The sequence below is a fragment of the Curtobacterium sp. RM9 genome, from assembly GCF_054956955.1.
The window spans coordinates 852,832-866,077 of sequence record NZ_CM143271.1 but is presented as its reverse complement, the minus strand read 5'-3'; the positions used below and the strand labels follow the sequence as shown (position 1 = coordinate 866,077).

At 69.6% G+C, this 13,246-nt stretch carries 11 protein-coding genes; 4 read left to right on the top strand and 7 right to left on the bottom strand.

Features of this window, described 5'->3' with window-relative positions:
- Positions 1-111: 111 nt before the first annotated feature.
- Entirely contained in the window at positions 112-861 is a 750-nt protein-coding gene (locus tag ACY3FI_RS04165; protein WP_462549492.1) for a CPBP family intramembrane glutamic endopeptidase, read from the top strand.
- Positions 862-951: 90 nt separating this feature from the next.
- On the opposite strand, the gene ACY3FI_RS04160 is transcribed toward ACY3FI_RS04165, so the two are convergent.
- Genes ACY3FI_RS04160 through ACY3FI_RS04150 form a run of 3 tightly spaced genes read right to left on the bottom strand, consistent with a single transcriptional unit; the run spans position 952 to position 5,127 of the window.
- Positions 952-3,117: a dipeptide ABC transporter ATP-binding protein gene (locus tag ACY3FI_RS04160; protein WP_462549491.1), complete on the bottom strand. Its 2,166-nt coding sequence runs from the start codon at positions 3,115-3,117 to the stop codon at positions 952-954.
- Entirely contained in the window at positions 3,114-4,142 is a 1,029-nt protein-coding gene (locus ACY3FI_RS04155; RefSeq protein ID WP_462549490.1) for an ABC transporter permease, read from the bottom strand. The genes ACY3FI_RS04160 and ACY3FI_RS04155 overlap by 4 nt, the downstream gene beginning before the upstream one ends.
- Before the next feature lies 1 nt (position 4,143).
- Positions 4,144-5,127, bottom strand: coding sequence for an ABC transporter permease (locus tag ACY3FI_RS04150; protein ID WP_462549489.1), 984 nt, complete (start codon positions 5,125-5,127; stop codon positions 4,144-4,146).
- Between the two features lie 144 nt (positions 5,128-5,271).
- On the opposite strand from ACY3FI_RS04150, the gene ACY3FI_RS04145 reads away from it, so the two are divergent.
- The 3 genes from ACY3FI_RS04145 (at position 5,272) to ACY3FI_RS04135 (ending at position 8,465) form a co-directional block, all read left to right on the top strand.
- The gene (locus ACY3FI_RS04145; RefSeq protein WP_462549488.1) at positions 5,272-6,954 is read left to right on the top strand and encodes an ABC transporter family substrate-binding protein; all 1,683 of its coding nucleotides are present in this window, start codon (positions 5,272-5,274) and stop codon (positions 6,952-6,954) included.
- 217 nt (positions 6,955-7,171) lie between these two features.
- A complete protein-coding gene (locus ACY3FI_RS04140) occupies positions 7,172-7,648 on the top strand; it encodes a peroxiredoxin (protein ID WP_462549486.1) in 477 nt (158 codons plus the stop codon).
- A gap of 253 nt (positions 7,649-7,901) precedes the next feature.
- A complete protein-coding gene (locus ACY3FI_RS04135; RefSeq protein ID WP_462549485.1) occupies positions 7,902-8,465 on the top strand; it encodes a hypothetical protein in 564 nt (187 codons plus the stop codon).
- 555 nt (positions 8,466-9,020) lie between these two features.
- Here the strand turns inward: ACY3FI_RS04135 and ACY3FI_RS04130 are convergent.
- The 4 genes from ACY3FI_RS04130 to ACY3FI_RS04115 are packed head-to-tail and all read right to left on the bottom strand — an operon-like array spanning position 9,021 to position 13,132.
- A complete protein-coding gene (locus ACY3FI_RS04130) occupies positions 9,021-9,464 on the bottom strand; it encodes a PH domain-containing protein (RefSeq protein ID WP_462549484.1) in 444 nt (147 codons plus the stop codon).
- A 59-nt stretch (positions 9,465-9,523) separates the two neighbouring features.
- The gene (locus ACY3FI_RS04125) at positions 9,524-11,266 is read right to left on the bottom strand and encodes a dipeptide ABC transporter ATP-binding protein (protein WP_462549483.1); all 1,743 of its coding nucleotides are present in this window, start codon (positions 11,264-11,266) and stop codon (positions 9,524-9,526) included.
- Entirely contained in the window at positions 11,263-12,213 is a 951-nt protein-coding gene (locus tag ACY3FI_RS04120; protein WP_462549482.1) for an ABC transporter permease, read from the bottom strand. The genes ACY3FI_RS04125 and ACY3FI_RS04120 overlap by 4 nt, the downstream gene beginning before the upstream one ends.
- A complete protein-coding gene (locus ACY3FI_RS04115; RefSeq protein WP_462549481.1) occupies positions 12,203-13,132 on the bottom strand; it encodes an ABC transporter permease in 930 nt (309 codons plus the stop codon). The genes ACY3FI_RS04120 and ACY3FI_RS04115 overlap by 11 nt, the downstream gene beginning before the upstream one ends.
- Positions 13,133-13,246 lie beyond the last annotated feature (114 nt).

Here is a 13,246-nt window from a genome sequence, read left to right as displayed (position 1 = left end):
AAGTGTTCGGAGAAGATCGGGCGGCCGGTCGTCGTGGACACATGGCACCCGCGGGCAGAACGCCCGACACGCCAGTCTACCGGTAGTTCGCAACCCTGAGGAGTACAGCGCATGAGCCGTCGGCGAACGTGGGTCGAGATCACGATCGTCCTGCTGCTCTCGCTCGGCGGCAGCGCGCTGTACTCGGTCCTCCAGATCATCGACGACCTGTCCCAGACGACCCCGCTCGGCGAGCAGTCGACCGCGCTCAACACCTCCACCACGACCGTGCAGTACGTCGACCTCGCGCGACAGCTCGTCGGGATCGCGGTCGACCTCGCCCCGGTCGCGCTGGTCTGCTTCCTCCTCTGGAGCGCCCGACGCCCGCACCTGCAGCGGCTCGGCATCGACCGGTTCCGCGTCCGGCCGGACCTCGGCGGTGCGGCCCTCATCGCGCTCGGCATCGGCATCCCCGGGCTCGCGCTCTACTTCACCGGCCGGGCGCTCGGGTTCACCGTGAACGTGGACCCGGCGGCCCTCGACTCGTACTGGTGGACGATCCCCGTCCTGCTGCTCTCGGCCGTCCGGTCCGGGTTGCAGGAGGAGGTCATCGTCATCGGCTACCTGTACGAGCGCCTCGGGCGGCTCGGGTGGGGGCGGTGGCAGATCATCCTCTCCACCGCGGTGCTGCGCGGGAGCTACCACCTGTACCAGGGCTTCGGCGCGTTCGTCGGGAACGCGGTGATGGGCGTCGTGTTCGGGTGGATCTACACGCGGTGGGGGCGGTTGCTCCCCCTGGTCATCACGCACTGCCTGCTCGACGCCGTCGTCTTCGTCGGCTACCCCTGGGTGGCGCACGCGTTCCCGGCGCTGTTCCGGTGAGCGGAGCCGGGCCCTGGGCGTGACCCGGAGACGGACGGGAGGCGCGGTGCCAGCTGGCACCGCGCCTCCCGTCCGTCAGGGGGTCGCGTCTCAGGCGACCAGCTGCGGCACCTGCTCCGGCCAGTGGCACGCCGCCCGGTGGTCGACGTCCTCGCCGCCGCGGCGCGGCGCCTTCTCCGGCACCTCGTCGCGGCACCGCGCCTGCTGCGCCTCCGGCAGCATCGCGTAGAGCGGGCAGCGCGAGCGGAACCGGCACCCGGTGGGCCGCTCGGTCGGGCTGGGCGGGTCCCCCGGCAGGAGGATGGTCCGACGCGAGCGTTCGATCACCGGGTCGGGCACCGGGACGGCCGACATGAGCGCCGCCGTGTAGGGGTGCATCGGTCGTTCGAAGACCTCGTCGACGGCGCCTTCCTCGACCGTCCGGCCGAGGTACATCACGCTCACCCGGTCGGCGACGTGCCGGATCACCGACAGGTCGTGCGACACGAACAGGTACGCCAACCCGAGACGGGCCTTGAGCTCGGCGAGCAGGTTGAGCACGCCGGCCTGGATCGACACGTCGAGCGCGGAGACCGGCTCGTCGAGCACGATCAGCTCCGGCTCGGTCGCGAGTGCCCGGGCGATCGAGATGCGCTGCCGCTGCCCGCCCGAGAACTCGTGGGGGTAGCGGTCGGCCTCGGCGGCGCGCAGCCCGACCAGGCCGAGCAGTTCCGGCACGCGTTCGGCGATGCGGTCGGACGATGCACCGATCGCCCGCAGCGGCTCCGCGACGACGTCGTAGACCGACATGCGCGGGTCGAGGCTCGCGGCGGGGTCCTGGAACACCATCGAGATGCGCTGCCGGAGCTGCTTCGAGGCGGTCACCGGCTGCCCGAAGAGCTCGACCGTGCCGTGCTCGGGCCGCTCGAGGTCCATGAGCTGGTGCAGCGTCGTCGACTTGCCCGAGCCCGACTCCCCGACCAGGCCGAGGGTCTCGCCCGTGCGGATGTCGAGGTCGACCCCGTCCACGGCGTAGACCTCGCCGACCTTGCGCTTGAACACCGCGCCCTTGACCAGGGGGAACGTCTTCGTCAGGCCCTCGACCTGCACGACCGACTCGCGGCCGGCGCGCGCGGTGGGTGCCTCGGCGGCGGGCGCGCCCGCCGGGATCTCGGGCAGCCGGAAGATCGCGCCGGCGTCTGCGTGGGCCTTCGCGACCTCCTCGTAGCGGTGGCAGGCGACGGCATGCGGGACCGCGGCGTCGACCGGCTCCTCGCCGGGCACGCCTGCGGCGACGTCCACGGCGGCGAGCGGCGGCTCCGACCCGCGGCACACGGCGGCTGCGAGCGGGCAGCGATCCGCGAACGGGCACGCGTCCGGCAGGGCGATGAGCGACGGCGGCGACCCCGGGATCGGCACGAGGGGCTCGCCGCTCGACTCGTCGAGCCGGGGCAGCGCGCCGATGAGGCCGATCGTGTACGGCATCCGCGGACGGGCGAACAGCTCCTCCGCGCTCGCGGTCTCGACGATCCGGCCGGCGTACATCACGGCGATGCGGTCGGCGATGCCGGCGATGACCCCGAGGTCGTGGCTGACGAACACCAGGGCCGCGCCGGTCTCGCGCTGCGCGGTGCGGAGCACGTCGATGATCTGGGCCTGGATCGTGACGTCGAGGGCGGTCGTCGGCTCGTCCGCGAGGATCACGTCCGGGTCGTTCGCCATCGCCATCGCGATCATGGCGCGCTGCCGCATGCCGCCGGAGAACTCGTGCGGGAAGGCGTCGACGCGCTGCTCGGCCTGCGGGATGCCGACGAGCTTGAGCAGCTCGACCGCGCGGGTCCGCGCCTCCTGCTTCGAGGCCCCGCGGTGCACTCGGACGGTCTCGGCGATCTGCTCGCCGATCGTGTACACGGGCGTGAAGGCGGACAGCGGGTCCTGGAAGACCATCGCCACCTTCGCGCCACGGAGCCTGCTCATCTGCTTGTCGCTGCGGCCGAGGAGCTCCTCGCCCTCGAGCTCGATCGAGCCGGTCACCTTCGTCGTCTCCGGCAGCAGGCCGAGGATCGCCATGCTCGTGACCGACTTGCCCGAACCGGACTCGCCGACGATGCCGAGGACCTCGCCGCGACGGAGCTCGAGGTCGACACCACGGACGGCGTGCACGACGCCGCGCGGGGTCGGGAACCGCACGTCGAGGTCGCGGACCCGCAGGACCGGCGCGTCGGTGACGACGTCCCCGGCGGTGCGGTCGGTGCTGATGCTGCGTTCGGTGCTCATGCGCCGGCCCCCGCCTGGGTGGTGATCGTCGCCGCGTCGACCGCGGCCTGGTTCTGGTCGCGCTTGCGACCGACGCGCTTCTGCTTCTTGCCGGTCGACGACGTCGGGTCGAGGGCGTCCCGCAGCCCGTCACCGAGCAGGTTCGCCGCGATCGCGAACACCACGAGCGCGCCGGCGGCGAAGTAGAACAGCCAGGGGCTGGTGAGCGCCGCGTCCTGGTTCTGCGCGATGAGCGTGCCGAGCGAGACGTCCGGCGGCTGCACGCCGAACCCGAAGTAGCTCAGGCTCGTCTCGGACAGCACCGCGGCACCGACCTGGATCGTGCCGTCGATGATCAGGAACGACGCCACGTTGGGCAGGATGTGCCGGAGGATGATCCGGAACGGCCCGATGCCCATGTAGCGCGCGGCGCGGACGAACTCGCGCTCCTTGACCGAGAGGGTCATCGAGCGGACGACCCGCGCGGTGATCATCCAGCCGAAGCCCGCGATGAGGGCGACGAGGACGATCCAGCCGGAGTCCTGGATGCGGGGGCTGATGATCGCGATGATGAGGAACGACGGCAGCACGAGCAGCATGTCGACGAAGAACATCACGATGCGGTCGGTCCACCCGCCGAAGTACCCTGCGGCCGCGCCGGTCAACGCCGCGATCGCCGTCGAGAAGACCGCCACGAGCAGTCCGATGAGCAGGCTCTTCTGCATGCCGCGCGCGGTCTGCGCGAAGACGTCCTGCCCGATGCCGTTGGTGCCGAACCAGTGTGCGGCGCTCGGCGGCTGCGTGAACGCGGTGTAGTCGATCGCGGAGTAGCTGTACGGGCTGACGAGCGGCCCGATGAAGGCGAACGCGAAGAGCACGAGGATCAGCACGAGCCCGACCCCGGCGCCCCGGTTCATGAACGTGCGGACCACGGTCTGCAGGAAGCGGTTGCGCTGCTTCCCGCCGGGCTTCGCACTGCCGGGCAGCGGAGTGTCGGCGCGGGCCACCGTGGTGCCGTCGACGGGCTCGATCCGGGTGTCGGTCATGTCAGCTCCTCCGCACGCGCGGGTCGAGGACGGCGGTGAGGGTGTCCGCGAGGAACCCGGCGATGAGCACCATCACGGACGCGAACAGCGAGTAGGCGGTCACCGCGTTGACGTCGTTGTTGTTGACCGAGTCGATGAACCACGCCCCCAGGCCGTTCCACCCGAAGATCTTCTCCGTGAAGATCGCGCCGGTGAGGATGCCGAGGAAGCCGTACGCGAAGAGCGTCGTCATCGGCAGCAACGCCGTGCGGAGGCCGTGCTTGAACGTCGCCTGGCGCCGAGTGAGCCCCTTCGCCCGGGCGGTCCGCAGGAAGTCCGACCCGAGCACGTCGAGCATGGTCGCCCGCTGGTATCGGCTGTAGATCGCGATCAGGCCGAGGGCGATCGAGATCGTCGGCAGGAGCAGGTGCACACCGCGGTCGAGGAACAGGTCGAGCCAGCTGCCGGTGAGCCCCGGCGTGGCCTCGCCGGTGAAGTTGATGAGCTGCGTCCCGGTGTCCTGGTTGAGCTTCGTCGCCCCGATCTTCAGGAACACCGCGGTCAGGAACACCGGCGTCGAGATGAGGACGATCGAGATGATCGCGCTCACCCGGTCCGAGATCCGGTACTGCCGGATCGCGTTCCAGACGCCGAGGAGCACCCCGAGCAGGATGCCGATGATCGTCCCGACCAGGAGCAGCCGCAGGCTCACCCCCAGGCGCGGCCAGAACTGGTCGGTGACCGGGCGGTCCTGGATCGTCTGGCCCATGTCGCCCTGCACGACGTCACCGAGCCAGTGCCCGTACCGGACCACGATCGGGGTCTTGTCGTTCACCCCGATGTCGTCGAGCTTCCGGTCGATGGTCGCTGCTGGCGGGGCCGGGTTGCGCTCGGCGTACACGGAACGGGGGCTGAACGTCGCCGAGGCCAGGAAGTACGTCAGCGAGGTGGCGAGGAACACGAGCACGACGTAGTACGCGAGTCGACGCGCCAGGAAGCGGGTCATGCGGAACACCATACGACCCCGATTGTTTCCGACAGATCACATGGACCGCGCGTTCGCGTAACGAATTGGCATGCGCAACAGAACGCGTCGACTGCCCCACCCCGAGGGACATATGGTGATCACCAACTTCACGAGGGGAAGAACATGAAGCACAGGAACCTCCTGGCGTTGACGGCGACGCTCGCCGGCCTCGCCCTCGTCGCCACCGGCTGCTCGAGCGGATCCAGCGGCGGATCCGGCGGCAGCTCCAGCGACTCGGGCAAGAAGACCCTGCCCACCGCTGCGCAGATCAACGAGAAGCCCGTCTCGGACCTGCAGGACGGCGGCACGCTCCGTCTGCCGATCTCCCAGTGGATCACGCAGTGGAACTACAACCAGGTCGACGGTGCGCTCGTCGACGCCTCGACGATCGAACAGGCGACGACGCCGTTCATCTACACGATCGACGGCAAGGGCGCCCCGGAGCTCGACACGGACTACGTCACGAAGGCCGAGGCCACGAGCGACGACCCGCTGACGATCGAGTACACGATCAACTCGAAGGCGAAGTGGAACGACGGGTCGCCCATCACGTGGAAGGACTTCGAGAACCAGTGGAAGGCCGACAACGGGTCGAACAAGGAGTACCTCGTCGGCTCGACCACAGGCTACGAGGACATCGCGTCGGTGACCAAGGGCGCGTCCGACAAGGACGTCAAGGTCGTCTTCTCGAAGCCGTTCTCGGACTGGAAGTCGCTCTTCAGCCCGCTGTACCCGGCCAGCCAGACCGGTACGCCGCAGGCCTTCAACGAGAACTACAAGGGCAAGGTCCCCGTCTCCTCCGGCCCGTACAAGGTGTCGAAGCTCGACGAGACCGCCCAGACCGTCACGATCGTGCCGGACGACAACTGGTGGGGTGACAAGCCGAAGCTCGACCAGGTGATCTTCCGCGCGCTCGACGGGAACGCCGACGTTGACGCGTACCTGAACAAGGAGATCGACTCGGTCCTCACCACGACGTCCGAGCGGTACGACCGCGTCAAGGACGCCAAGAACTCGAAGATCTACGCCTCCACCTCGGCGCAGTACACACACGTCGACTTCTCGTCCAAGGGCATCCTGAAGGACAAGGAACTCCGACTGGCGATCCAGCACTCGGTGAACCGTGAGGCGCTCGCGCAGGTCATCGGCGGCACCCTGCCCTACAAGCTCGGGACGCTCGACAACCACGTCTTCCTGTCGACCGACGACGGCTACAAGTCGAACATCGACCCGAACGCCACCTTCGACGTCGAGAAGGCGAAGAAGATCCTCGACGACGACGGTTGGAAGACCGACGGCACGTACCGGAAGAAGGACGGCAAGACGCTCTCGCTGTCCATCACGATCCCGTCCGGCGCCACCGTGTCGCAGAAGCTCTCCGAGGTCATGCAGCAGCAGCTCAAGGAGGTCGGGATCGAGCTGAAGCTCAAGTCGGTCGCGGTCGACGACTTCTTCGAGCAGTACGTCACGCCCGGCAACTACGACATGACGATCTTCGTCTGGGGCGGCACCGGGTTCCACTCGGGCGGCGCGTCGATCTACACCACCGGTGACACCGGCCAGAACTACGGCCGCATCAGCAGCGACGCGATCGACAAGCTCGTGAAGCAGGCCATCGCCGAGCCGGACACCGACAAGGCGAACGCCATCTGGAACAAGCTCGACAAGCAGGTCTGGGCGATCGGACACTCCATGCCGATCACCGCGAAGCCGGCGCTCGTCGCGCAGAACCCGAAGCTCGCCAACTACGGCGCCTTCGCGGGTGCGCAGAACATCGACTGGACCAAGGTCGGGTTCACCAAGTAAGAGCGGTCACCGCGGGGACGGGCCCGGACGCCACGTGCGTCCGGGCCCGTTCGCGTCCGGGTCCACGCGCGTCCGGGCCCGTTCGCGTCCGGGACCGTACGCCTGGCGCTCGTCGGCGTGCGCGGCGCGGTCCGCCGGACGCCGCCCAGGCCGAGGTCCCGGTGAACGCACAGCGCGTCGGGACGCCGCAGCCACCTCCGGCTCCTACGGTGAGCGCATGAGCATCCCCGCCGTGGGCGACCCCGCACCGGACTTCACCCTGCCCGGCATGATCGTCCGCGACGGCGCCCGCGTCGACGGCGAGTACGCCCTGTCCGCCGAGATCGGTCGGACCGTCGTCCTCGCCTTCTACCCCGGGGACGCCACCCCGGTCTGCACCGCGCAACTGTGCAGCTACCAGGAGGAACTGGACGACTTCGACGACCTCGGCGCGGTCGTGTGGGGCGTCAGCCCGCAGGCCCTCGACTCCCACGAAGCCTTCGCCCGCGGCTCGTCGCTCACCTTCCCCCTGCTCAGCGACACCGCCGGCAGCGCCATCCGCGACTACGGCGTCAACGCACCGGGCATCGGGCTCCGCCGCTCCGTGTTCGTCATCGGGCCGGACGGCGTGGTCCGCTGGCGGCACGTCGGACTCGTCGGGCTGCGGTTCCCGAAGGGCGAGGTCATCCGCGACCAGGTCGAACAGCTCGTCTGACGCACCAGGACCACGGCCGGTCGGCCGACCCGCGCAGCTGGGCCTGAACGGCGTGTCGATCTGCTGGACGAATACCGATGAGGTATTGACACCCGATCGGGGGGTAGGGACGATTGTCTGCAACGAGAGGTCCATCACGGACTCGCCTCCCCGGGGAATCGGGTCGTCCAGGGATTCGCGCCGGTGTGTCACACCCGCTCCCCGGGCGTCCCCGGGGAGGCACTCTCGGAACACGCTCCCCTACGATGACGCAGTGCCCACCGACGCAGTGACCACCATCGTCGCGCCCGGGATGCGCAGCCTCGCGATCGTCCTCTGGGTCGCCGCCGTGGCGCTCGTCCCCCTCGCGCTCGTGACCGGCGACTCCCCGTGGCTCGCCCCGGTGCCGAGCGCCTTCATCGCACTGCTCGCCTGGGCGGTCCTGTGGCGCCCGCGGTTCGAGCTCACCGAGGACACGCTCACCATCGTCGACGTCCGGCGGCGGACCACCTACGCCTGGCGGCGCGTGCAGGAGGTCCGCACCAAGTACGGCATCGAGGTCGTCTCGAGCGAGGGCGTCCGCCGGACGTGGTTGGCGACGCGTCCGACCGCGCGGCTCGCGGTGCTCGGCTCCGGCCGGCCTGGAGGCGCGACTCCCCTGACCGTGCCGGCTGCGGCCGACGCGATGCGCGCCCACGTCCCCGCTCCGGTCGCCGTGGACGGGCCCCCGCCCGCCACGGTGATCCCCGCGCTCGTGGTGCACCGGGCGCAGGGGTGGACGGTCGTCGCGCTCATCGTGCTGGGGCTGCTCGCCACGATGGCCGCCGCGCAGCTCTGACCCGAGCGGTCAGCGCTCCGGGGGCCGGCCGGCGTCGAAGGTTCGGCGCGTCCGCGCGCGAGCGGGCGAAATCCGTCACGTTCGCCGACTGCCGACGGCGCATTCCGCCCGCTCGGTCCCCCGTGCGCGAGCGGACGGAATCGGCAAGGCCACGTCGGCCATGTCCTCCGAATTCGCCCGCTCGGGGCTCCGCCGCGCGAGCGGGCGAAATACGTCACGCTCGCGGAACTCCGGCGGCAGATCTCACCCGCTGGAGGCTCCCTTGCGCGAGCGGGCGGAATCGGCCTCGCACGCGGAAGCCGGAGGCAGGATCCGCCCGCTCGAAGCTGCCGCACACGAGCGGGCGGAAGCCGTCACGCTCGCGCAACGCCAGCGGCAGATCACGCCCGCTCGGGGCTGCGGTGCGCGAGCGGGCGGAAACGGCAGGGCCCGCGCATCAGGACGCGCAGACACAGCCCGCTCGCGGGGGCGCGGGCTGGAGGTGAGGAGCGCGCGAGGTGACGGGCGGGGCGGAGGCGAGCCGCGCCTCCAGGGCGGGACCGAGCCCGCACCCGGTCAGGCGAGGAGCGCGACCACCACGAGCACCAGCGCCACGATCCCCGTGACGACGGCCGGGCGGTCCCACCCGGACGTCGGTGCGCCGCCGGGCACGGACCGCCACCGGGTCCACCGGTCCGTCACGACGGACAGGCCCGCCGACCGTGGTCCGGGACCGCCGACGCAGCGGAGGGTGCGGCCGTCGACGGAGTCGACCTCGATCTGCCATCGCTGCCGGACGTCGGTGATCGCGTTCCAGGGCAGCCGTGTGATCCGCAGGGGGTTGACGACGGTCAGCGCGTCGTCGTCGACCCGGAGGTGCGGGCGGGCCGTGAGCACCCAGAGCACCCAGGCCAGGGCGGCGGTCGGGCCGAGGATGCGGAGGACGACGTCCCAGCTCCCCCGCAGCGCGGCGTCCACGAGGAGGAACGCCCCCAGGAGCACGACGAAGCCGGACGCCACCGCTCCTCCGCGACCAGCGCGGAGGACGACGGGACGTCCGGCTTCGGGGGAACCCAGGATCAGCGTCCGAACTCGAACCCGGCGCCCGGGATCGCGGCGAGCAGGTCCTTCGTGTACTGCTCCTTCGGGTCGGCGAAGACCTCGTCGGTCGTCGCCTTCTCGACGATCTGCCCCTTGCGCATGACACACACGTTGTCCGCGACGAGGCGGACCACGGCGAGGTCGTGCGTGATGAAGAGGTAGGTCAGGTCGAGTTCCGACTGGAGCTCGGTGAGCAGGTCGAGGATCTGCCCCTGCACGAGGACGTCGAGCGCGGAGACGGCCTCGTCGAGGACGATGACCTCCGGCTTGAGCGCCAGCGCGCGGGCGACGGCGATGCGCTGCCGCTGCCCGCCCGAGAGCTCGTTCGGGTAGCGGTTCACCATCGACTTCGGCAGGGCGACCTGGTCGAGCAGCTCGAGCACGCGGGCACGGCGGGACGCCTTGTCACCCACCTTGTGCGTCGCGAGCGGCTCGGCGATCGTGTTCCCGACGTTGTACATCGGGTCCAGGGAGCCGTACGGGTCCTGGAACACCGGCTGCACGCGGCGGCGGAAGTCGAAGAGCTCCTTGCCCTTCAGCGCGCCGATGTCGATGCCGTCGAACTGCACGGTGCCGCTCGTGATGTCCTCGAGCTGCAGGACGAGCTTCGCGACGGTCGACTTGCCCGAACCGGACTCACCGACGAGCGCCGTGGTGGTGCCCTTCGGGATCGAGAACGACACGTCGTCGACGGCCTTGAGCTCGCGGGTGGCGAGGTTCTTGCCGCGCAGCTTGTAGACCTTGCCGAGGTTCTTCACCACGATGAGGTCCTTGGACGGGTGCTGCTCGCGCTCGTGAGCACGGGCGATCAGCTCGTCGTCCTCGCTGCCGACGTCGGCGATGTCGACCCGCTGGTGCTGCACCTTCGACTGGATGCGACGGCTCGCGAGCGAGGGCGCCGCCGCGACGAGGCGCTGTGTGTACGGGTGCTGCGGGTTGGCGAGGATCTCCTTCGACGGACCCGATTCGACGACCTGGCCCTTGTACATCACGACGAGCTTCTCGGCACGCTCGGCGGCGAGCCCGAGGTCGTGCGTGATGAACAGCACCGAGGTGCCGAAGTCGCGCGTCAGGGTCTCGAGGTGGTCGAGGATGACGCGCTGCACGGTGACGTCGAGCGCACTCGTCGGCTCGTCCGCGATGAGGAGCTGCGGACGGCTGGACAGGCCGATGCCGATGAGCACGCGCTGGCGCATGCCGCCGGAGAACTCGTGCGGGAACTGCTTGAGGCGGTTGGCGGCGTCGCCGAGGCCGGCCTCCTGCAGCACCTCGATCGCGCGGGCGCGGATCGCGTGCTTGCCGGTGGCCATGCCGTTGGCCTTGATCGCCTCTTCGACCTGGAAGCCGATGGACCACAGCGGGTTGAGGTTCGACATCGGGTCCTGCGGGACGTAGCCGATCTCCTTCCCGCGGATCTCCGACATGTCCTTGTCGCTGAGGCCGACGAGCTCGCGCCCGTTGAACTTGATCGACCCGCCGGTGACCTCGCCGGTGCCGGCGAGCAGCTTGATGATCGCCTGCGCGCTGGTCGACTTGCCCGAACCGGACTCGCCCACGATGGCGAGTCGCTCACCCTGCTCGAGGGTGAAGTTCACCCCACGGACGGCCTGCACGAAGCCGCCCTGCGTCTTGAACCCGACCTGCAGGTCGGAGACCTCGAGCAGCGGGGTGCCCGGGGTCCGGGGACGACGGGTGGTGGGATCGGTGAGCGTCTCGGTCATCGACGGGCCCTCGCCTTCGGGTCGAGTGCATCGCGGACCACGTCGCCGAGGAGCAGGAACGCGAGGACGGTGATGGACAGGGCGGCCGACGGCCAGAAGATCGTCGCGGGGTTGGTGCGGATCGACGTCTGGGCGGTACCGATGTCGAGGCCCCAACTGAGTGCCGACGGCGGCAGCCCGATGCCGAGGAACGACAGGGTCGCCTCCGCCACGATGAACGAGCCGAGGGAGACGGTCGCCACGACGATGACCGGCGCGAGCGCGTTCGGGATGACGTGGCGCACGAGCGTGGTGAACCGGCTGACGCCGAGCGCCGCGGAGGCCATCACGTAGTCGGACTGCTTCGCGCTGAGCACGGCACCGCGCATGATGCGGGCGATCTGCGGCCATGCGAACGCGGCGAGGACCAGGGCGACCGTCAGGGCGTTGCGGGCGGGGATGACCGACATGATCACGATCGCGCCGAGGATGGTCGGGATCGAGAAGAAGATGTCACCGATGCGGGACACGATCGTGTCGAGCCAACCGCCGTAGAACCCGGCGAGGGCGCCGATCACGATGCCGACGATCGACACGAGGATCGTCGCCACGAGGCCGACGATGATCGAGTTCTGCGCGCCCCAGATCACGCGGGCGTAGACGTCGTAGCCCTGACGGGTGTACCCGAGCGGGTGACCCGGACGCGGGCCCTCGTCGCTGAAGTCGAGGTTCGACGCGCGGGGGTCCACGTGGGTGAACAGGCCCGGGAAGATCGCGACGATCAGCACGAGCAGGATCAGGACGGAGGAGATCCAGAACGTCGGACGGGTGCGCATGGAGTCCCAGGCGTCCGTCCAGATGGAGCGGGTCTTCTCGTCCTCGTTGACCTGGTCGACCGCCTGGAGCGGTGTCTCCTCGATCGGAGCGACGTAGTGCGTCGCGGAACGGGGCTCAGCGTTACTTGGCATAGCGGATCCTCGGGTCCAGGACGGCGTAGAGCAGGTCGACCAGGAGGTTGGCGAGCATGAAGATGATGACCATCACGGCGACGAAGGACACGACGGTCGGCCCCTCGCCGAGCTTGACGGCGCGGAACACGGTCCCACCGACACCGTTGATGTTGAAGATGCCCTCGGTGACGACCGCACCGACCATCAGGTTGCCGATGTCGACACCGAGGTAGGTGACGACCGGGATGAGCGAGTTGCGGAAGATGTGCACCCCGACCACGCGACGACGGGGCAGGCCCTTCGCGGTGGCGGTCCGCACGAAGTCCGCGCTCATGTTCTCGGCGACGCTGGCGCGCGTCAGGCGGACGATGTACGCGAACGACACCGATGCGAGCACGATCGCCGGCAGCACGAGCTCCGACCACGGCGCCTGACCGGAGACGGTCACGCGGAACAGCCCGAGCTGGATGCCGAAGACGTACTGCAGCAGGAACCCGACGACGAAGGTCGGCACCGAGATGAGCAGCAGCGAGACGACGAGCGCCGTGGCGTCGAACCACTTGCCCTTCTTGAGCCCAGCGATGACGCCGACGACGATGCCGGCGACGGCCTCGAAGACGAGCGCCAGGATCGCGAGACGCGCCGTGATCGGGAAGGCCGACGCGAGCTGCTGCGAGACCGGGAGGCCCGAGTAGGTGATGCCCAGGTCGCCCTTGAAGACCCCACCGATCCAGAGCAGGTACTGGATGATGAACGGCTTGTCGAGGTTGTACTGCTGCCGGAGCTGCTCGATCACCTGCGGCGACGGCTGCCGGTCGCCGAACAGCGCGGCGATCGGGTCGCCGGGCAGCGAGAAGACCATGAAGTAGATGAGGAACGTGGCCCCGAAGAAGACGGGGATGAGTTGCAGTAGACGCTTGCCGAGGTACCAGAGCATCAGATCGCCCGGTCCTGCGCAGCGCGCATGTCGTTCAGGTTCATTGTCGTGAGGGTGGACGGTCCGCGGGTCGGCACGGGTGTCCGGTGCGGGCGGCGGCGCCCGCGGTGGTGG

Bases quoted from the DNA above. Each gene is read 5' to 3' on its own strand.
- ACY3FI_RS04165 (WP_462549492.1), top strand. From the start codon at position 112: ATGAGCCGTCGGCGAACGTGGGTCGAGATCACGATCGTCCTGCTGCTC.
- ACY3FI_RS04160 (WP_462549491.1), bottom strand. From the start codon at position 3,117: ATGAGCACCGAACGCAGCATCAGCACCGACCGCACCGCCGGGGACGTC.
- ACY3FI_RS04155 (WP_462549490.1), bottom strand. From the start codon at position 4,142: ATGACCGACACCCGGATCGAGCCCGTCGACGGCACCACGGTGGCCCGC.
- ACY3FI_RS04150 (WP_462549489.1), bottom strand. From the start codon at position 5,127: ATGACCCGCTTCCTGGCGCGTCGACTCGCGTACTACGTCGTGCTCGTG.
- ACY3FI_RS04145 (WP_462549488.1), top strand. From the start codon at position 5,272: ATGAAGCACAGGAACCTCCTGGCGTTGACGGCGACGCTCGCCGGCCTC.
- ACY3FI_RS04140 (WP_462549486.1), top strand. From the start codon at position 7,172: ATGAGCATCCCCGCCGTGGGCGACCCCGCACCGGACTTCACCCTGCCC.
- ACY3FI_RS04125 (WP_462549483.1), bottom strand. From the start codon at position 11,266: ATGACCGAGACGCTCACCGATCCCACCACCCGTCGTCCCCGGACCCCG.
- ACY3FI_RS04120 (WP_462549482.1), bottom strand. From the start codon at position 12,213: ATGCCAAGTAACGCTGAGCCCCGTTCCGCGACGCACTACGTCGCTCCG.
- ACY3FI_RS04115 (WP_462549481.1), bottom strand. From the start codon at position 13,132: ATGCTCTGGTACCTCGGCAAGCGTCTACTGCAACTCATCCCCGTCTTC.